This window comes from Methylorubrum populi (assembly GCA_036946625.1).
GTDB classification, from domain to species: Bacteria; Pseudomonadota; Alphaproteobacteria; order Rhizobiales; family Beijerinckiaceae; genus Methylobacterium; species Methylobacterium populi_C.
Genome location: JAQIIU010000002.1, coordinates 394,038 through 413,519, shown reverse-complemented (window position 1 = coordinate 413,519; position 19,482 = coordinate 394,038). Strand labels below are relative to the sequence as shown.

General features: G+C 69.6%; 17 protein-coding genes and 2 pseudogenes. 13 read left to right on the top strand and 6 right to left on the bottom strand.

Translation table 11 applies throughout. The features are described 5' to 3' along the window. Positions 1 to 61: 61 nt before the first annotated feature. Both PGN25_03655 and PGN25_03650 read left to right on the top strand, forming a co-directional pair. The gene (locus PGN25_03655) at positions 62 to 1,444 is read left to right on the top strand and encodes an MFS transporter (protein MEH3116710.1); all 1,383 of its coding nucleotides are present in this window, start codon (positions 62 to 64) and stop codon (positions 1,442 to 1,444) included. A 79-nt stretch (positions 1,445 to 1,523) separates the two neighbouring features. Next, positions 1,524 to 2,315: an SDR family oxidoreductase gene (locus PGN25_03650; protein MEH3116709.1), complete on the top strand. Its 792-nt coding sequence runs from the start codon at positions 1,524 to 1,526 to the stop codon at positions 2,313 to 2,315. Between the two features lie 89 nt (positions 2,316 to 2,404). Here the strand turns inward: PGN25_03650 and PGN25_03645 are convergent, their stop codons facing one another. Next, the gene (locus PGN25_03645) at positions 2,405 to 2,737 is read right to left on the bottom strand and encodes an SWIB/MDM2 domain-containing protein (protein ID MEH3116708.1); all 333 of its coding nucleotides are present in this window, start codon (positions 2,735 to 2,737) and stop codon (positions 2,405 to 2,407) included. A gap of 295 nt (positions 2,738 to 3,032) precedes the next feature. Here PGN25_03645 and PGN25_03640 point away from each other — a divergent pair, with 295 nt between their 5' ends. After that, positions 3,033 to 3,473: a PRC-barrel domain-containing protein gene (locus PGN25_03640; protein ID MEH3116707.1), complete on the top strand. Its 441-nt coding sequence runs from the start codon at positions 3,033 to 3,035 to the stop codon at positions 3,471 to 3,473. Between the two features lie 101 nt (positions 3,474 to 3,574). Here PGN25_03640 and PGN25_03635 read toward each other — a convergent pair whose 3' ends face one another. Beyond that, the gene (locus PGN25_03635) at positions 3,575 to 3,949 is read right to left on the bottom strand and encodes a hypothetical protein (protein MEH3116706.1); all 375 of its coding nucleotides are present in this window, start codon (positions 3,947 to 3,949) and stop codon (positions 3,575 to 3,577) included. Between the two features lie 354 nt (positions 3,950 to 4,303). Between PGN25_03635 and PGN25_03630 the strand changes: the two genes are divergently transcribed. The 4 genes from PGN25_03630 to PGN25_03615 all read left to right on the top strand — a co-directional run bounded on the left by PGN25_03630 (position 4,304) and on the right by PGN25_03615 (position 9,473). Beyond that, positions 4,304 to 4,948, top strand: coding sequence for a PRC-barrel domain-containing protein (locus PGN25_03630; GenBank protein ID MEH3116705.1), 645 nt, complete (start codon positions 4,304 to 4,306; stop codon positions 4,946 to 4,948). Then, on the top strand, positions 4,945 to 6,318 hold the full coding sequence (locus PGN25_03625; GenBank protein MEH3116704.1) for an MFS transporter: 1,374 nt from the start codon (positions 4,945 to 4,947) through the stop codon (positions 6,316 to 6,318). Before PGN25_03630 ends, PGN25_03625 begins: the two co-directional genes overlap by 4 nt. Before the next feature lie 205 nt (positions 6,319 to 6,523). After that, a complete protein-coding gene (locus PGN25_03620) occupies positions 6,524 to 8,290 on the top strand; it encodes an ABC transporter ATP-binding protein (GenBank protein ID MEH3116703.1) in 1,767 nt (588 codons plus the stop codon). Positions 8,291 to 8,432: 142 nt separating this feature from the next. Next, positions 8,433 to 9,473 (top strand): low specificity L-threonine aldolase, encoded by a 1,041-nt coding sequence (locus tag PGN25_03615; GenBank protein ID MEH3116702.1) that lies wholly within the window; start codon positions 8,433 to 8,435, stop codon positions 9,471 to 9,473. Positions 9,474 to 9,491: 18 nt separating this feature from the next. On the opposite strand, the gene PGN25_03610 is transcribed toward PGN25_03615, so the two are convergent. Then, on the bottom strand, positions 9,492 to 9,683 hold the full coding sequence (locus tag PGN25_03610) for a hypothetical protein (GenBank protein ID MEH3116701.1): 192 nt from the start codon (positions 9,681 to 9,683) through the stop codon (positions 9,492 to 9,494). Between the two features lie 278 nt (positions 9,684 to 9,961). Here PGN25_03610 and parE point away from each other — a divergent pair, with 278 nt between their 5' ends. Further along, positions 9,962 to 12,016: a DNA topoisomerase IV subunit B gene (gene parE / locus PGN25_03605; protein ID MEH3116700.1), complete on the top strand. Its 2,055-nt coding sequence runs from the start codon at positions 9,962 to 9,964 to the stop codon at positions 12,014 to 12,016. Between the two features lie 170 nt (positions 12,017 to 12,186). Here the strand turns inward: parE and PGN25_03600 are convergent. Together PGN25_03600 and modA are read right to left on the bottom strand one after the other, a co-directional pair. Beyond that, positions 12,187 to 12,336: pseudogene (locus PGN25_03600) on the bottom strand (molybdate ABC transporter permease subunit). Beyond that, entirely contained in the window at positions 12,333 to 13,130 is a 798-nt protein-coding gene (gene modA / locus PGN25_03595; protein ID MEH3116699.1) for a molybdate ABC transporter substrate-binding protein, read from the bottom strand. The pseudogene PGN25_03600 and the gene modA overlap by 4 nt, the downstream one beginning before the upstream one ends. A gap of 253 nt (positions 13,131 to 13,383) precedes the next feature. Here modA and PGN25_03590 point away from each other — a divergent pair. Together PGN25_03590 and PGN25_03585 are read left to right on the top strand one after the other, a co-directional pair. Beyond that, a pseudogene (locus PGN25_03590) lies at positions 13,384 to 13,678 on the top strand (GMC family oxidoreductase). 248 nt (positions 13,679 to 13,926) lie between these two features. After that, a complete protein-coding gene (locus PGN25_03585; protein MEH3116698.1) occupies positions 13,927 to 14,769 on the top strand; it encodes a hypothetical protein in 843 nt (280 codons plus the stop codon). A gap of 9 nt (positions 14,770 to 14,778) precedes the next feature. Here the strand turns inward: PGN25_03585 and PGN25_03580 are convergent, their stop codons facing one another. Beyond that, a complete protein-coding gene (locus PGN25_03580; protein ID MEH3116697.1) occupies positions 14,779 to 14,985 on the bottom strand; it encodes a hypothetical protein in 207 nt (68 codons plus the stop codon). Positions 14,986 to 15,805: 820 nt separating this feature from the next. On the opposite strand from PGN25_03580, the gene PGN25_03575 reads away from it, so the two are divergent. From PGN25_03575 to PGN25_03565, 3 genes are all read left to right on the top strand, one after another. After that, a complete protein-coding gene (locus tag PGN25_03575; GenBank protein MEH3116696.1) occupies positions 15,806 to 16,546 on the top strand; it encodes a FadR/GntR family transcriptional regulator in 741 nt (246 codons plus the stop codon). Positions 16,547 to 16,687: 141 nt separating this feature from the next. Next, positions 16,688 to 18,130, top strand: coding sequence for an FAD-binding oxidoreductase (locus tag PGN25_03570; protein ID MEH3116695.1), 1,443 nt, complete (start codon positions 16,688 to 16,690; stop codon positions 18,128 to 18,130). Between the two features lie 29 nt (positions 18,131 to 18,159). After that, positions 18,160 to 19,479, top strand: a complete 1,320-nt coding sequence (locus PGN25_03565; GenBank protein MEH3116694.1) for an MFS transporter — start codon at positions 18,160 to 18,162, stop codon at positions 19,477 to 19,479. Positions 19,480 to 19,482: the final 3 nt, after the last annotated feature.

Here is a 19,482-nt window from a genome sequence, read left to right as displayed (position 1 = left end):
CGGCCCGGTGACCGACAGATAGGGCGGATGGGCCGCCTGCAAGCTCTGGAAGGAAGACGGTGTGACGGCGCAGGCGACGACGGGGGGAGCGGGGGCCGACGGGTTGCCGCCGCGGGAGCGGCTCCTGGCGCTCACCGCGATCGCGCTCGCGATGACCATGGCGGTGCTCGACGGGGCGATCGTCAACGTCGCGCTGCCGGTGATCGCCCGCGACCTCGCGGTGCCGGCCTCGGAGGCGATCTTCGTCGTCAGCGCCTATCAGATCGCGGTCACGGCCGCCCTGCTGCCGCTCGCCACGCTGGGCGAGATCCTCGGCTATCGCAGGGTCTATCTCGGCGGGCTCGCCGTGTTCACCGCGGCCTCGTTCGCCTGCGCGGTCGCGCCGAACCTCCCGAGTCTCACGGCCGCACGGGTCGCCCAGGGGCTCGGCGCGGCCGGGATCATGAGCGTCAACATCGCGCTCGTGCGCTTCATCTATCCGCACCGGCTGATCGGGCGCGGGGTCGGCAACGTCGCGCTGATCGTGGCGGTGGCCTCCGCCGCCGGGCCGACGCTCGCCGCCGCCATCCTCTCGGTCGCGACCTGGCCCTGGCTGTTCCTCGTCAATCTGCCGGTCGGGCTGGTGGCGCTGGCGGTCGGGGCCCGCACCTTGCCCCACACGCCGCGCTCGGCCCGCCGCTTCGACCTCGGGAGCGCGGCCCTGAACGCGCTCACCATCGGCCTCCTGATCGTCGGCGTCGACGGCCTCGCCGATCCGGACAATCGTGCCCTGGCGCTCGCGGAGATCGCCGCCGCCTTCGCGGTGGGGTTCGCGTTCGTGCGCTCGCAGGTCCGGCTGGCGGTGCCCCTGCTGCCGCTCGACCTCCTGCGGATTCCCGCCTTCGCCCTGTCGATGGCGGCCTCGGTCTGCTCGTTCGCGGCGCAGATGACCGCCTACGTCGCCCTGCCGTTCTATTTCCAGCTCGGGCTCGGGCTTTCGGAGACGCGCACCGGCTTCCTGATGACGCCGTGGCCGCTCGCCATCGCCGCCGTGGCGCCGCTCTCGGGCCGGCTCGCCGACCGCTACCCGCCGGGCCTGCTCGGCAGTCTCGGTCTCGTTTTGCTCGCATCGGGCCTGAGCGCGCTCGCCCTGCTGCCGGACGCCCCCTCCACCCTCGACGTGGTCTGGCGGCTGACGCTCTCCGGCCTCGGCTTCGGCCTGTTCCAGTCGCCCAACAACAAGGTCATCATCACCAGCGCCCCGCGCGAGCGCAGCGGCGGCGCCAGCGGCATGCAGTCGAGCGCCCGGCTGGTCGGCCAGTCGCTCGGCGCGGCCCTCGTCGCCGTCCTGTTCGGGCTCGTGCCCGGCGGCCCGGCGGGCGCCGTCGCCCCGACGCTGTGGTGCGCCGTCGCCCTGGCGCTCACCGGAGCCGTGGCGAGCGGCCTGCGCCGGACCGATCCGTAAGCGCTCGCCCCAGCGAGCACCAAATTCCGGCTCGCGCGTTGTCACGGCGAGGGGTGACCGTGCGCGAACGGGGTGGATGATGGACATCGATCTGAAGGGGCGCAGCGCCCTCGTCACCGGCGCGACCGGCGGGATCGGCTACGCCGTCGCCCGGGAACTCGGCCGGCTCGGCGCCTACGTCGCCGTCAACGGCCGCACCGCCGAGCGGGTCGATGCGGCGATCGCGCGCCTGCGCGGCGAGGTGCCGGAGGGTGAGTTCATCGCCGGCATCGGCGATGTCGGCACGGAGGAGGGCGCAGCCGACCTCGTGGCCGCCCTGCCGCGGGTCGACATCCTGATCAACAATGCCGGAATCTTCGAGCCCGAACCGTTCTTCGAGATCGCGGATGCCGAGTGGCGGCGCTTCTTCGAGATGAACGTGATGAGCGGCATCCGCCTCGCGCGGGCCTACGGACCCGGCATGGTCCAGCGCGGCTGGGGGCGGGTCGTCTTCATCGCCAGCGAGTCGGCGATCAACATCCCGCCGGAGATGGTCCATTACGGCATGACGAAGACGGCGCAGCTCGCCGTGGCCCGCGGCCTCGCCGAGACGGTCGGCGGCAGCGGCGTCACCGTCAACAGCGTCCTGCCCGGCCCGACCCTGACCGAGGGCGTGGCCGACTTTCTGGAGTCGATGGGCGGGAGCGGAGGCGACTTGGAGGCCAAGGGCCGCGCCTTCATTGCCGAGAACAGGCCGACCTCGCTCCTGCGGCGTCTGGCGCAGCCGGAGGAAGTCGCCAACATGGTGGCCTATCTGTGCACGCCGGCCGCGAGCGCAACCACGGGGGCGGCCCTGCGGGTCGATGGCGGCGTGCTGCGCAACATCGCCTGATCGGCACAGGCGCAAGACCATCCGAGGCGCAGACCGGTCTCACCGGCGCCACACCTCGGAACCCGGTCCGCGAACGGCTCAGGCCTGGATCAGGACTTCAGGTGCGCGGCGAGGTGCTTGTTCATCTCGAACATCGAGCACTTGTCCTTGCCGAAGATCTTCTTGAGCTTGTCGTCGGCGACGATCTCGCGCTTGTTCTCCGGGTTCTGGAGATTGTGCTTCTTGATGTGCTCCCACACCTTGCTGACGACCTCGCCGCGCGGCAAGGGCTTGTCGCCGACGATGGCGGCGAGTTCGGGAGACGGCTTCAGGGGCTGCTGAAGGGCATTGGGCTTGGTGCCGGAGGCCGCCTTCGTGGCGGTCTCCTTCTTCGGAGCGCTCTTGGGCGCAGCCGCCTTCTTCTCCGTCGTCTTGGTAGCCATGGATTCCCTCCGTCCTGCGGTCCGGCAGACATGTGACACGAGCCCGGGGGCTTCGGGGCACTGAAGTGCAACAACTAAGCGGTGCCGCGGCCGTTCCAAGTGGAGAACCCCCTCACGCACGGCGCCATCCACAGATCAGCGGACCTTTCCGCAGTCCGATCCACCGAAAGACGCCACCTGAGGGCAAGCGGAGCCCCGCGCGCAGGGGCGAGGCGTGCCCCCCGGAGACGACGCGTCGGCGCGGGAACCGTCTCCGGCTCGGGGCATTCAAGCATGGGACATGCGGGAGACGTGAATGCCGACGGATCTGCCCGAGGAACGGGCCTATCGGAAACCCGGGAGCCTCGAGCTCGACCCCACTTCCGGCGAGGGCGTGGCGACCGGCGAGACGCCCCGGCTGATCGCCTCGGACAAGGTCGAGGGCACGCCGGTCTACGACGGCACCGGACGCCACCTCGGCAGCGTCCACAACTTCATGGTGGACAAGGTCTCGGGGCAGGTCGCCTACGCGGTGCTGTCCTTCGGCGGGTTCCTCGGCTTCGGCGAGGCCTATCACCCGCTCCCCTGGAAGGCGCTGACCTACTCGGTCGAACTCGGCGGCTACGTCGTCGATATCGACCCGGCCGACCTCGAAGGCGCCCCGACGCAGGGACCGGGCGAGGACCCCTTCGCCGATCCCGGCTTCGGCGGGCGCCTCGACGACCACTACGGAGGCCGCAAGGCGCCGACCGCCTGAGGTGGCGGCCGGACGATGTTCGTGCTCTCTCACAAAACGCCCGCTATGCCGACGCGCCCGAAGGGGAAACGACCGGTGACCGGAAGTTTTGTGAGGCACTCTTAGAATTTGCCGCCGAGGCCGACGCTGCCGCCCGACGACATCTGGGGCGAGAGGCCGCCGGAGCTGGCCTGGGACGTCGTTTCGCCGTCGATCTCCTCGCGGCGGATGCGGCGGGTGCCGGTATCGGCGGTGTGGGTCTCGCCGCGGATGGTCTTCGGCAGTTCGAGAGTGCGCGTCGGCCGGGTCGCGAGGGCGACGCCGTCCTCGTCGGTCTCGGCGCTGCGCAGGGGGCGGCCCGGCAGCGTGCCGCGAGCGGAGGGCGGAGGGCCGAGATCGGTCTCCGGCATCACGCCGCCCCCGCCGCCCAGCGCCTGGCAGCCGCCGAGGCTCGCCGCAAGGAGCGCCGCGGCGCACAGTCTCGACGGGTGGGGCATGGTTGTCTCGTCCTCGTGCCGGCCGCCCTGTCGGGAGCGGTCACCTCAAGATTTCCCGCACCCGTCTAAGGCAGGGTTTTGGCGAAAACCAGACGGTGGCTGCCCGTGTTCACCCCGCCCGTTCCAAGGGCGAGGGCCGGTGCCGATCGAGGGATGTCGCGGCCCGGAAGCAAGCCCTCCGGATGCGTTCGAACGAGGCCGGAACGGCCTTGCCGGCTTCATCCACAACTTCGCCGCGGTTGGCGGGCATGGATGCCGGGCATGGACGATGCGTCCGCCCGCCCCATACCGTCCAGGTGCACCCGGCTCATCGGGCCGGCGCGCGGATCTTCCAGACTGTCGAGAGGTATAGGGGTGCTCAGACTGATCCGGCCGCTCGCGACATCGGCGATCGTCCTCCTCGCAACGGCGGCCATGGCCGCAGACGGAACACCCGGCAGCGACGCCGCGTCCCCGCCCGCGGCGACCGCGCCTCCGGCCGCGGTGCCGGCTCCGGCGCCGCCGCCTGCGCCCCCTGTCCAATCGTCCCAGGGCGGCGGCACCCCGGCGGTGGTGCTCGACACGCAGGATTACGAGAGCCTGCTCGGCAAGAGCGTGCGCGCCATGAACGGCGACGACCTCGGCCGGATCATCGACGTGATCATCGATCGCGAGGGGCGCCCCCGTGCCGCCGTGATCGATTTCGGCGGGTTCCTCGGCGTCGGCTCCCGCAAGATCGCCGTGGATTGGCGCGTGCTGAAGTTCACCACCGAGGGCAAGGTCGGGCGCCTCACGCTCCAGCTCAATCGCAATCAGGTCCGCGTCTCGCCCGAGTACAAGTCCGGCGAGCCCATCGTCGTGCTCGGCGCCACCAGCCCCGGCTCCGCCCAGCCGGCGGAAGGAGAGGCGTCCGCCGGCGCAGCCGAGAAGACCGCCGCCCCATCGGACAAACCCGATGCCGACAAGCCCCCCGCTGACAAGGCCCCCGACCGGCCGCAGGAGAAGACGCCGGACAAATGACGGCAATCCCGGTGACGGAAAGGCGGGCGATCCTGCCGCGCGAACGCGACATCCCGCGGGGCGATCCGCGCGAACGCGCCGGTCCTCGGCCCGGTCGCCGGCCCGGCCGCCCGAGCGAACCCGCGCCAGTGCCGCCGTCGCGCCGGGCGACGCACGGGCTCGACGCCTTCACCTTCTTCATCGCCAACCTGCAGACAAGCTTCGGGCCCTTCGTCGCCGTCTACTTCACCCAGCAGAAGTGGACGCAGGCGGATATCGGCTTGGCGCTCACCGTCGGCAGCCTCGTCAGCCTGCTCGGGCAGATGCCCGGGGGCGCCTTCGTCGACGCCTCGCGCTCGAAGCGCTTCGCCGCCGGCTTCTCGGCCTTCTGGGTCGGGGCGAGCGCGGTGATGCTGGCCGCGCTGCCGACCTACCTCGTCGTGATGCTCGCCATGGCGATTCACTCGGCGGCGAGCTGCGTGCTGACCCCGGCCATCGCCGCGATCTCCATCGGCCTCGTCGGCCACGCCCGGGCCGGCGAGCGGCTGGGACGCAACGCCAGCTTCTCGGCGATCGGCAACGCGCTCGGCGCCGCCGGCATGGGCGCGATCGGCTACTACCTTTCGAACGACGCGGTGTTCTACCTCGCCGGCCTTCTGGTGATCCCGGCCCTGGTCGCGCTCTCCTTCATCCCGTCCGGCCGCCACGCGGAAGCCGGCAAGCCTCGGGGGACGCTCGCCCGCGAGGCGGGACCGAGGGAGGCGCGATCGGGCGAGACCGGCGGCATGCTGGCGCTCGTCCGGAACCGGACACTGCTGTGCTTCGCCGCCTGCATGGTGCTGTTCTTCCTCGCCAACGCCGCGATGCTGCCCCTGGTCGGCAGCGTCATGACCCTGCGCGCCAGCGAGACCGCCACCGCGCTGGTGGCCGCCTGCATCATGGTCCCGCAGGCGGTGCTGGCGGTGACCGCTCCCTTCGTCGGGCGCCTCGCCCAGAGCTGGGGGCGCAAGCCGCTCCTGGTGATCGGCTTCGCGGCGCTGCCGATCCGCGGCCTGCTCTTCGCCTTCGTGCACGATCCCTACTGGATGGTGGCGATCCAGGTCTTCGACGGCATCTCGGCCTCCGTCCTCGGCGTGATGGTCCCCCTGATCGTCTCCGACGTGACCCACGGCAGCGGCCGGTTCAACACCGCGCTCGGAGCGGTCGGGACCGGCATGGGCATCGGCGCGGCGCTCTCGACGGCGCTCGCCGGCTTCATGGCGGACGAGCTCGGCAGCCAGACGGCGTTCCTCGGGCTCGCCGTCGTCGGCGCCGCCGGCCTCGTTCTCGTCCTGCTGATCATGCCCGAGACGCGGCGCGCGGACGGGGACGCGGCACGGGAGCCGGCTTGACCTGCGTCGTGCGACGCGGTTGGAGTCGGTTTGCGCCGCACACCCGCTCAAGCAGGGTTCATCTTCGCCGCGCTACGGGGCGGAAAGCTGAGCGCGCTTTGAAACATAAGGCGACGCTTCGCGTTGCGGTTAACGAGCGTCTCGTGCGCCCTCCAGCCGCAATCGGCGCCCAGCGGGTCTGATCGAATCGGGACTGACGATCGCGATGGAAGATCTCTGCCAATACGCCAACAGACCGGGGGCCTTCGTCGGGCGCTATCTCAAGCGCCGGAGCATCCCCCATCTCGTGATCCTGTTCTCCGTGCTTGGCGCCGTGACCTTCTCGGTCTCGACCGACTACGCGCTGAAGGGCGTGGTCGACGCCCTCGGCAAGGGGCCGAGCGCGGGGCAGGTCTGGTCGGCGCTGGCGGTGCTGATCGCCTTCATCGCCGCCGACAACATGCTCTGGCGCGTCGCCGCGCTGGTGGGTGCCTTCACCTTCGTCGGCGTGACCGGCGACATCCGCCGCGACCTGTTCCGCCACATGACGGGGCACGCACCCTCGTTCTTCGCCGACCGGCAGCCCGGCACGCTCGCCTCGCGCATCACGGCGACCTCGAACGCGATCTTCACCGTCGAGAACATGTTCACGTTCAACGTGATGCCGCCCTGCGTGGCGGCCACGCTGTCGATCGTCTACATCGGCACCGTGAACATCACGATGGCGCTCGTGCTCGCCGGCATCTTCGCCGCGGTCGTGCTGCTGATGTTCAAGATGGCGTCCGCCGGCAAGCCGCTGCACCACGACTTCGCCGCCAAGGCCGCGAGCGTCGACGGCGAGATGGTCGACCTCGTCGGCAACATGCCGCTGGTGCGCGCCTTCTCCGCCTTCAACCGCGAGTTCGTGCGCTTCGACGGCACCATCGGCACCGAGATGCGGGCGCGCCGCTCCTCGCTCCTCTATCTTGAGAAGCTGCGCATCACCCACGCCATCCTCACCGTCGTCTCGATCCTCGGCCTGCTCTACTGGTCGATCAGGATGTGGGAGGCGGGTCAGGCCACCACCGGCCAGGTCGTGCTGGTCTGCACCCTCGGCATCCGCATCCTGGCCGCGACCCGCGACCTCGCCGTGGCGCTGGTGGACGCGACCCAGCACACCGCCCGCCTCTCCGAGGCGCTGCACACCCTGCTCCAGCCGCACGAACTCGTCGATCATCCGGAGGCGGAAACGCTCGTCGGCCAGACCGGCGCGGAGATGCACTTCGATCACGTCGCCTTCGGCTATCCCGACGGGCGCACGGTGTTCTCCGACTTCGACCTGCTGATCCCCGCCGGCCAGACGGTGGGGCTGGTGGGCAAGTCGGGCGGCGGCAAGTCGACCCTGTTCTCGCTGATCCAGCGCTTCTACGAGGTGCAGGGCGGGCGCATCCTGATCAACGGCCAGGACATCAACAGGGTCACGCAGGAATCTCTCCGCGAGGCGATCACGGTGGTGCCGCAGGACGTGTCGATGTTCCATCGCTCCTTGCGGGAGAACATCCGCTACGGTCGGCCCGAGGCGACGGACGAGGAGGTCTGGAAGGCGGCCGAGGCCGCCCACTGCACCGACTTCATCCAGGCCCTGCCGGAAGGCTTCGACACCATCGTCGGCAACCGCGGCGTGAAGCTCTCGGGCGGCCAGCGCCAGCGCATCGCCATCGCGCGGGCGATCCTGAAGGACTCGCCGATCCTGCTCCTCGACGAGGCGACCTCGGCCCTCGACGCCGAATCGGAAGAGGCGATCCGCGCCGCGCTCGCCAACCTGATGAAGGGCCGCACGGTGATCGCCATCGCCCACCGGCTCTCGACGCTGAAGGACTTCGACCGGATCGTCGTGCTGGAAGGCGGGCGCATCGTGCAGGACGGCTCGCCGGAGAAGCTGACCCACCTCGACGGCTTCTACCGCGAGTTGATGAAGAAGGAATCGATGTCGATGGCGCTGGCTGCGGCCTGACATCGCCCGGGGCGTCGTGTGCGCCGATCATCGGGTGGCAGGGGTGCCGAAAACGATTTGCCGATCGACATTCCTGTCGTGAGGCCGGGCGGATCCCTGACCGCCCGGCCTTTCTTCTTCCACCAGGAAACGGGAGCGCGCCGTGGCCGAACAGCAATTCGCCAGCGACAACTATGCCGGGATCTGCCCGGAGGCCCTCGCCGCGATGCAGGCGGCCAATACGGGCCACGCGCCGGCCTACGGCGCCGATTCCTGGACCCAGGCCGCCGCGGACGGCTTCCGGCGCCTGTTCGAGACCGATTGCGAGGTGTTCTTCGTCTTCAACGGCACCGCCGCCAACTCGCTGGCGCTGGCCTCGCTCTGCCAGTCCTACCACAGCGTGATCTGCGCCGATTCCGCGCATATCGAGACCGACGAGTGCGGCGCGCCCGAATTCTTCTCCAACGGCTCGAAGCTGCTCACCGCCGCGACCGCGGACGGGAAGCTCACCCCGGAACTCGTGCGCGACATCGCGGGCAAGCGGGCCGACATCCACTTCCCCAAGCCGCGGGCGGTGACGCTGACGCAATCGACCGAGACCGGACGGGTCTACACGCCCGACGAGATCGCCGCCGTGTCGGAGGTCTGCCGGGCTTCGGGCCTGCGCCTGCACATGGACGGCGCGCGCTTCGCCAATGCCTGCGCCTCGCTCGAAGCCTCGCCGGCCGCGCTGACATGGAAGGCCGGCGTCGACGTGCTCTGTTTCGGCGGCACCAAGAACGGTATGGCCGTGGGCGAGGCGGTGATCTTCTTCGACCGCCGGCTCGCGGAGGATTTCGACTATCGCTGCAAGCAGGCGGGCCAGCTCGCCTCGAAGATGCGCTTCCTCGCGGCCCCCTGGGTCGGGATGCTGGAAAGCGGGGCGTGGCTCGACAACGCCCGCCACGCCAACGACTGCGCCCTCCGCTTGGTCCGGGGCATTGCGGATGTGCCGGAGGTCTCGCTTGCGGCCCCCGTGGAGGCGAACGGCGTGTTCCTGACCATCGCCCCCGCGGCGCAGGAGCGGCTGCGCGCCCGCGGCTGGCAGTTCTACGGCTTCATCGGCGGGGCCGCGCGCTTCATGTTCGCCTGGGATTCGGACCCCGCGCGCGTCGACGCCCTGGCGCGCGACATCCGCCTCTGCGCCCTGCCGGCGGCGGCGTGATCGACGCCCGGACGCGCCTCAGACGAGATAGGTGATGGTGGCGGCGAGCGCCGTCGCGACGGTGGCGATGGCAAAGCCCGAGGAGGAGAGAATCATCGCGGAGCGGGACACCGTCGGCTCCTGCTCCTCCGCGTAGCCGAAGGCCTGTCCGGCAGCCTGCTCCAGGCGCATGAGGGAGAGGTGACGCGCTTGGGCGGCAGCGGGGGACATCGGCATGGCTCCCTTAAGGTCAAGCTGACCTTGCCGAGTCAACGTGCGCGGAGCATCCCCAGTTCCCGCGAAGCCACTCTTTAACCATCCCGCCGCATCACTGAGCGCGGGCCGCGCCGGGTCCGTGCGCGCGGCCGGGTTACGATGGCGGCCGGCCGCGTGCGATGCTGCGACCGGCGGAAGCGGATGGGAGGCTTTTTGTTTCCTGTTTGTTCCATTAGATTGAGGGTATGAAGAGCCATGCAGCCCGTCTCCGGCCCGATTCGAGGAGCCGTCGCGTGAGCGATTCGGCACGCGACCTGTTCGGACCAAGCGCCAAGCCGGCCGCCCCGGAGGCCGAGCGGCGCCGCCGCCTCACGCCGGTGGCGAGCGCCGCGCCCACGCCGGAGACGGCGGAGGCCGGCTACGACGCGTCGGCGATCGAGGTGCTGGAGGGGCTGGAGCCGGTGCGGCGCCGGCCGGGCATGTATATCGGCGGCACCGACGAACGGGCGCTGCACCACCTCTTCGCCGAGGTGATCGACAACTCCATGGACGAGGCGGTCGCGGGCCATGCGAGCTTCATCGAGGTGGAACTGGAGGAATCGGGCGCCCTCGTGGTGACCGACAACGGTCGCGGCATCCCGGTCGATCCGCACCCGAAATTCCCGGGCAAGTCGGCGCTCGAAGTCATCATGACCACGCTGCACGCGGGCGGCAAGTTCGACTCGAAGGTCTACGAGACGAGCGGAGGCTTGCACGGCGTCGGCATCTCGGTCGTCAACGCGCTGTCCGACGTGCTCGAGGTCGAGGTCGCCCGCAACCAGACCCTCTACCGCCAGACGTTTTCCCGCGGCCACGCGCAGGGGGGCCTGGAGACGGTCGGCCGGGTGCAGAACCGGCGCGGCACCCGCGTGCGCTTCCATCCCGACGCGCAGATCTTCGGTTCGCTGAAGTTCGATCCGCGCCGCCTGTTCAAGATGGCCCGCTCCAAGGCCTACCTGTTCGGCGGCGTCGAGATCCGCTGGCGCTGCGCGCCGGCCCTGCTCGAAGGCCTGGAGGACGTGCCGGCGGAGGCCGTGCACCGCTTCCCCGGCGGCCTGTCCGACTATCTCGCCCGCGACATCGAGGGGAAGGAGTTGGTCCTCGACGCGATCTTCTCGGGGAAGGTGACGAGGCCGGGGAGCCACGGCTCGCTCGAATGGGCGGTGGCGTGGACGGTCGCCGACGACGGCGTCTCGCATTCCTACTGCAACACGATCCCGACGCCGGAGGGCGGTACCCACGAGTCGGGCCTGCGCGTCGCGCTGCTCCGGGCCCTGCGCGAGCACGCCGAGCGCGTGAACCAGGCCAAGCGCATGACGGCGGTGACCACCGACGACGTGATGGCGACCTGCGCCTCGATGCTCTCGGTGTTCATCCGCGAGCCCGAGTTCCAGGGCCAGACCAAGGACAAGCTCGCGACGGTCGAGGCTTCCCGCATCGTCGAGACGGCGGTGCGCGACGCGTTCGACCACTGGCTCGCGGCCTCGCCCGCCCAAGCCAACAAGCTGCTCGACTGGGTGATCGACCGGGCGGAAGAGCGCCTGCGCCGCCGCCAGGAGAAGGAGGTCGCCCGCAAGTCCGCCACGCGCAAGCTGCGGCTCCCCGGCAAGCTCGCCGATTGCTCGGCTGCCGGCACCGCGGGCTCGGAGATCTTCATCGTCGAGGGCGACTCGGCCGGGGGCTCCGCCAAGCAGGCGCGGGATCGCGCCACCCAAGCCGTGCTCCCCTTGCGCGGAAAGATCCTCAACGTGGCGTCCGCCAGCCGCGACAAGCTCGGCGCCAACCAGCTCATCTCGGACCTGACCCTGGCGCTCGGCTGCGGCACCGGCGCCCATTTCCGCGAGGGCGACCTTCGCTACGACAAGGTCATCATCATGACCGACGCAGACGTGGACGGCGCCCACATCGCCTCGCTGCTGATCACCTTCTTCTACCGGCAGATGCCGAAGCTGATCGACAAGGGGCACCTGTATCTGGCGATCCCGCCGCTCTACCGGATCAGCCAGGGGGCGAAGTCGGCTTACGCCCGCGACGACGCGGACAAGGAGCGGATCGTCAAGACCTTGTTCAAGAACGGAAAAGTCGAGATCGGCCGCTTCAAGGGGCTGGGCGAGATGATGCCGGCGCAGTTGAAGGAGACGACGATGGACCCGAGGAAGCGCACGCTGCTGCGCGTCGCGGTCCTCGACGAGGCGCGGGAGTCGACCGGCGACACGGTGGAGCGGCTGATGGGCAACAAGCCGGAGGCCCGGTTCGCCTTCATCACCGAGCGCGCCGCTTTCGCCGACGGCTCGGAACTCGACATCTGAAAGCCTGTTTGACCGTGTTACTTCAACAAACTCGTCATTCTTCATGCTGAGGTGCCGAGCGAAAGCTCGGCCTCGAAGCACCCCGGTCGCCGGTTCGTCGTAGAAGGCCGAGCGCGGCAGGCCCATCAGCGCACATCCTCGGCTGACCGAGAGACCGGCGGGCCGGCCATGTCGAGCACGGCCTTGCCCCAGAATCGTCCCCTGGCGAGCAGGTAGGCAATCCCGATGCCCGGCAGCAGGCTCGCCAGCGTCCCGGTGGTCGCGACGAGCAGGCTGAGACGCAACGCAGCCCACTCCTCGGGCGTGAGCCAGCCCGTCACTGCGCAGCGGTGGCCGAGCGGTTCAGCACGGTGAAGCCCTGCTTCTCGAAGGCGGCCTTGGCGGTAGGCCCGCGCAGATAGGCCAGCAGGGCGGACGCGTCCGGATTGCGCGAGTCCTTGGTGATCGCGACCGGGTAGACGATCGCCGGGTGGCTGTCGGCGGGGAAGGTGGCAACGATCTTGACGTTGGAGTCCGCCGCCGCGTCGGTGGCGTAGACGATGCCGAGCGGCGCCTCGCCCCGCGAGACGAGGAGCAGCGCGGCCCGCACGCTCTCGGCCTGCGCGATCCTGTCCTTCACCCCGGCCCAGCCGCCGAGCTTCTCCAGCGCCGCCTTGCCGTACTTGCCGGCCGGCACCGCCTCGACGTTGCCCATGGCGAGCCTGCCGGAGCCGAGCGCCGTCGTGAGATCGAGGCCCGGCCCCATCTTCACCTCGACCTTCGCGTCCTTCGGGGCGATCAGGACGATGCTGTTGGCCAGAAGGCTCACCCGCGTGTCGGGCTGGATGAGATCCTTCTTGGCGAGATAGTCCATCCAGTCGAGATCGGCCGAGAAGAACAGGTCGGCCGGCGCGCCCTGTTCGATCTGTTTGGCGAGCGTGTTCGAAGCGGCGTACGAGATCTTCGGCGCCGGCTTACCCTCCTTGGCGTAGCTTCCGGCGATGTCGTCGAGGGCATTCTTCAGGCTCGCGGCGGCGAAGACGGTCGGTGCTTCCGCTGCCGGCGCAGGGATTGTCCTTGCAAGAGTGATGGCGACGAGACCGGCCAGGAAGCTGGCGCGGGTGAGTGTAAGCATGAGAACAGTCCTCTATAAGGAAAACACGATGGTGATCTGCGGCTCGAAGATCCGCTTCGTCTCCCCTATAGGACGGAGCGTTTCCGGCGCAAAGTTCAAGTGCTGAGAGGCGCAAAGATCCGCTTCCCCTAGAGCGTGTTATGAGCTGACGGACCGGTTTGGCGTTGTGGTTCATGCCGGCCGATCTTCGCGCCTACCCGTCCGATGTGTCCGATGAGGAGTGGGCGTTTGGTGGCGCCCTGTCTCGCCTTGCTGCGACAACAAGGCCCTGAACCGCCACGCCCTCGACGACATGCGCCAAGCCCTGTCGGCCGCGGGCGGGTGCGAAATCTGGAACCAGGGCGACGATACCTGCCACCTCGACGGCACGGCACGGATGGGCGATGATCCACGCACCAGCGTGGTGAATGCCGATGGCCGCTCTCTGGGACATCCCGAACCTCTGGGTCTGCGACGGCCCGGTCTTCCCGACGGTCGGCGGCGTCAATCCCTCGCTGACGATCCTGGCCGTCCGCATCCGGGCGATGGCACGCCGAGGAACCGTGTAGAGCGATCTGCCGGACCGCCGCGGCGGCGGTAACCTTTCGGTAAACAAACATCGTTAACAGAAATCCCGGATGCCCGCCGAAGCTTTTCCCGAGCGACTGCCTCACTTCGACTGCGGTCGTGCGGCGTCATTCGGCCGAGCCGTCTTCGGCCGGGCCGCGATGTCGGGAGATCGGGCCGCTTTCCGAACCGGACCTCGCATCGATGACAGTTCGAGGTTCGCGAACCTCGTCAGCGGGAAGCCTGTGCCATGTCGGGGACGGTCGAAGCGGACAAGCCTGCGGCGAAGAAACCGGTCGCGGCGGTCTCACCCGAGGAAATGCTGAAACAGGCCGTCGCCGGCACCCCGAAGGCCGACCCGGCGACCGCCGCGTCGCTTTCGGCCGAACCGGCGCGAAAGCCCTTCCGCCCCGGCGCCAACGGCCGTCTCGCCGCGGCGAGCGTGGCCGCACTGGCCTGTGGCCTCTCCATCGGTCTGATGGCCGCGCCGCAGGAGCGCGCCGGCGAGGCGCTGGCGCAGCTCCGGACGGAGCTGGCGGCGGGGCGGTCGGAATCCGCTCGGCTGGCGCAGGAGATCGAGCGGCTCGCTCGCACGACGACGGGGCTGCGCGAGGCGAGCGAGGCCGCCCGCCATGAGACCAAGGCGCTCGGGAGCAGCCTGACCGAACGGATCGGCCGTTCCGAGCAGGCGCTCGACCGTCGCCTCATGGCCCTGTCCGAGACGGTGGTGCGGAACGAGCGCGAGCAGGGCGAGCGCCTCGCCGGCATGATCGCCCAGTTGGAAAAGAAGTCGCCGCCATCCACGGCGGCGGTGACACCGGCAAAGCCCGAAGCGAAACCGGAGGCGCGGATGCCGGAACCGACGCAGACCGGAAGTCTCCCGGACAAACCGAAGACCGAGACGCTGGAGGGCTGGGCGTTGCGCGACGTCTACGACGGCGTCGCGATCCTCGAAGACCGCCGTCGCCGGCTCGTCGAGGTCGCTCGGGGGGATGCTGTGCCGGGTGTCGGGCGCGTCGACGCGATCGAGCGCCGGGGCCGGCAATGGATCGTCGTCACCCGTCAGGGCGTGATCACGCCTCAGCCGTGGTGAGCACCGGGCTCAGCCGACCGAAAGGCCGTCGAGCGGCGTGAGCGTCGTTCCCGGTAGCGCGAGCGCCAGTTCGGCGAGCATGGTCGCCCGCTCCAGGCGCAACCGGCCGCGCTCGCGCGCCTCCTCCTGTGCCTCCAGGCCGGGATGAAGGATCATGGCGAGGCGCGCCTCGCCGTCGTCCTGCGTCGTCAGATTCTTCCCGTCGAAGACTGGCATGACCCGCTCCCGCCCTCATCGAAGGCATGCGGCCTACGAGCAAAGCTCAACCGTATGTGAAGAACTTGAAAAGCGGGGATAAGTTCCGCCGATTCTTACCGCTTAACCGCGATTTCATCTTTGCGTCGCAGCAGACGGTAGTGCGGTGCGAAGCCGCACACAACGAAAGCAACAGTCGTACATCTCAGGTCCGCGACACGTCCCAAAGATCTATCGGGATGCCAGTCCGTTTCGACCTGACAAAGATGGCCGGCCATCGGATCGAGTGTCGGATCTCGCCCGCGCAGACAGGTCGTCACGTACAGGGTCGAGAGGTCGGGACCGCCGAAAGCGCACTTGGTCCGGCAAAGCCGATCTTCTCGTCCTGCGGCAGCCGGACGGACTCGCCGCTCGCCGGCCAATGCCGCCAGATCGCGGGGTTCTCGGTGGGGATCGGGCCAATCGGCTCAGACGCAGGCTCATCGAACATCTCCATGCCCCCGCTGACAACCAATTCGCCCACAGTATCTCACCTACGTGCCGACAGCGCGCCATTGACACAGGGCGCCGAAGAAGGTCGCCGTCTCGGGGAAGACCGTGTGGGGAGCAGCACTCCGAGAAACAGGGGCGCCATAATCAGTCCGCCGGGGCGCGCTCCAGCGCGCTTCGCTTGATCGACACCTGCGTGGCCCGCACCCCGCCCTGTCGCCGACTTTCCTGTTCGGCTCATTTCGGATTACAACTTGCGCCAAGTCATGCCAAGAGCGCGTCCCGGCTGGCATATCGTTGACAAGTCGGGTAGCCGCCCGCCGAGTCGCACCGGAAGCTCGAGGAGCCGTCGATGTCGTCAGCCGTGCCAGCCCATGCGGAGGCGCAGGCGCCCGTCCGGCCGGCGGGGCTCGCCGACGGCGTCTACCACGCGATCCTCACCGGCATCGCCAACGGTACCTACGCGGGCAACGCCAAGCTGCCGAGCGAGAACGACCTCGCGGTTCGGTTCAAGGTGTCCCGGCCCGTCGTCCGCTCCGCCCTCGATCGCTTGCGGCGCGAGGGCGCCGTCGTCTCCCGTCAGGGTGCGGGCAGCTTCGTGAAGCCGCGCGAGGCGGCCCCGGCCCTGGGCTTCGCTCCGGTCGAGAGCATCGCCGACATCCAGCGCTGCTACGAGTTCCGACTGACCATCGAGCCCGAGGCAGCCTTCCACGCGGCCGTCCGGCGCGACGAGGTGGCGCTCGGCCGGATCGGTGCCGCCCTCGAACTCCTGAACGTCGCCACACGCCAGGAGCAGCACCGTGACGACGCCGACTTCGCCTTCCACCACGCGATCGCGGAGGCGGCCAACAACCACTACTACGCCGCCTCGATGCGGGCGCTGCAATCTCACATCGCCGTGGGCATGAAGATCCACGGCCTCGCCCTGCTCGGCCCGAATTCCGGTCTGCGCGGGGTACTGGAGGAGCACAGCGGTATCTTCGCCGCGATCCGGGATCGCGAGCCCGAAACGGCCCGCGCCCGCATGGCCGAGCATATCCGCTCCTCGCGCGACCGCCTCTTCGAAGGACGACTCCTCGACCTCTCCCTGTAGCGGCTTGCACGGACGGCCGGTCCGGCGTGCCGACGACACGAATCGGCGCTTGACCCCGCGACCGAATCGGCTGTATCCCGCTTAACAACTTTACAACAAGTTTGCGGCCGGCGCCTCAAACCGGCCGCGGGGAGGGTCGCCATGAGCGATGCAGCCGCCTTCATCGAGCGTCTCGCGGCGATCGTCGGGGATCGCCACGTGGTCGGGCCGGACGGCGACCTCGAACCCTTCGTCATCGACTGGCGCGAGCGCTACCGCGGCCAGGCCGAGGCCGTGGTGAAGCCCGGCAGCGTCGCTGAGGTGTCGCAGGTGGTGGCGCTGGCGCGCGCCTCGGGCGTCACGGTGGTGCCGCAAGGGGGCAACACGGGTCTGTGCGGCGGGGCGGCCCCGATGGAGCCGGGGCGGAACCTCGTGGTCCGTCTCGACCGGATGCGGGCGGTCCGCGCGGTGAGTCCGCTCGCCAACACGATCACCGTCGAGGCGGGCTGCGTTCTGGCCGAGATCCAGGCCGCGGCCGAAGCCGCCGACCGCCACTTCCCCCTGAGCCTCGGCGCCGAGGGCAGTTGCCAGATCGGCGGCAACATCGCTACCAACGCCGGCGGCACCGCGGTGCTGCGCTACGGCCCGACGCGCGAACTCGTGCTCGGGATCGAGGCGGTGCTGCCGGACGGGCGGATCTTCGACGGCCTGCGGGCGCTGCGCAAGGACAACACCGGCTACGACCTCAAGCAGCTCTTCATCGGCTCGGAGGGAACGCTCGGCATCGTCACCGCGGCGGTGCTGAAGATCTTCGCCAAGCCCCGCGTCTCGGCGACCGCCCTGGTGATGCTGGAGGGCGTCGAGCAGGCGCTCGCCGTGATGGCGCTGCTGCGCGGCCATGTCGGCGACCGGCTCGGCTCGCTGGAGATCATGTCGCGGGGCCAGATCGAGGCGATCCGCGCCACGGTGCCGGACACCGCGATTCCGTTCGTCCTCGACGCGCCCTGGTACCTGATCATCGAGCTGACCGACGCGCTGGCCGGGACCGACCTCGCGACACCGCTGGAGGAGGCGCTGGGCGAGGCGCTGGAGCGGGGCCTGATCACCGACGCGCTGCTGGCTGCAAGCGAGGCGCAGGCCAAGGCGATCTGGAAGGTCCGGCACAGCGTCTCGGAGGGCAACAAGCGCTCAGGGATCGTGGTCTCGCACGACAGCGCCGTGCCGCTGGACCGGCAGGCCGCCTTCGCGGTCAACGTCGAGGCGCGCATCCTGGCGGCGGTGCCGCACGCCCGGGTCGTGATGCACGGCCATATCGGGGACGGCAACATCCACGTCATCGCGCTGCTCGATCGCGCCCGCGTCGCCGACGCCCGGGAGGCGGAGCGGGTCGCCGCCGAGATCAACGGCATCGTCGACGACGAGACCCGCCTCCAGGGGGGCGCGATCAGCGCCGAGCACGGCATCGGGCTGACCAACCGCGGCCGGCTCGCCCGCGTCACCGACCCGCTCGAACTCGACCTGATGCGCGCGATCAAGGGCGTGCTCGATCCGGACGGTCTGATGAACCCCGGCAAGATCTTTGCCGGGCCGGCCGGCCGCCGCTGAACGACCATAAAAGAACGGAGGGCGACGCCATGACCGGACAGGCGATGGTTCAACTGCCGCGCCAGCGCTGGCTCATCGTGCTGATGTGCTTCCTCGCGGTGGCGATCAACTACATCGACCGGGCCAATCTCGGCGTCGCCGTGCCGATGATCCGCCAGGAATACGGGATAGACCCGGCCCTCATGGGCCTGATCCTGTCGGCCTTCTTCTGGTCCTATGTCCTCATGCAACTGCCGGGCGGCTGGCTGATCGACCGCTTCGGCTCGCGCCTGACCTACACGGTGGCGACGCTGATCATGTCGGTGGCCACGCTGGCCACCGCCTTCGCGGGCGGGATCTACTCGATGATCGCCTGCCGGCTGATGCTCGGGATCGGCGAGGCGTTCTGCTATCCGGTGAACGCCAAGGTCACCTCCCTGTGGTTCCGCCGCTCGGAGCGCGGGCTGGCCACCGGCATCTGGGCCTCGGGCTCCCGCGTCGGCTCGGCGATGACGCTGCCGCTGGTGGCCTTCCTCATCGCCAATTTCGGCTGGCGCGAGGCCTTCCTCGTCACCGGGACGATCGGCCTCGTGTGGATGGTGGTCTGGTACCTCGTCTACCGCGACCCCGGGAAGCATCCGGCGGTGAGCGCCGAGCAGCTCGCCGTGCTGGAGGCCGACTATGCGGTGAAGGCCGGCGCCAAGAAGATCCGCTACGCGGAGCTGTTCCGGTACCGCACCATCTGGGGCATGATGATCGGCTTCTTCTGCCTCAACTTCGTGATCTACTTCTACACGACGTGGTTCCCCTCCTACCTCACCGAGTCGCGCGGCTTCTCGCTGTCCAAGCTCGGAACCCTCGGCCTGCTGCCCGGCCTCGTCGCGATCCCGGCGGGCTGGTTCGGCGGCTACCTCTCCGATCGCCTCTACAAGGGCGGCTGGAGCCTCACCGCCGCGCGCAAGACCTGCCTCGTGGGTGGCTTGCTCTCCTCCTCGGTGGTGGCGTTCGCGCCCCTCGTGCCGGGCGACGCGGCGGCGCTGGCGCTCCTGTCGATCTCCTACTCGGGCCTCGCCTTTGCCGGCGCCAACATCTGGACGCTGCCCGGCGACGTCGCGCCGACGCCGGCCCACGTCGCCTCGATCTCGGGCATCCAGAACTTCGCTTCGAACCTCGCCGGCATCGCGCTCACCACCTTCACCGGCGTGATGGTCTCGATCACCAAGGGCTCCTTCGTGGTGCCGCTGGCGGTGGCCGGCACGCTCAGCGTCGTCGGCGCCTGCTCCTACCTGTTCATCGTCGGCGAGATCGCGCCGCTGAAGAGCCGGGAGGAGGAGTCCGAGGCCCTGGCCGCCAACCCGGCGCAGGCCTGAGCC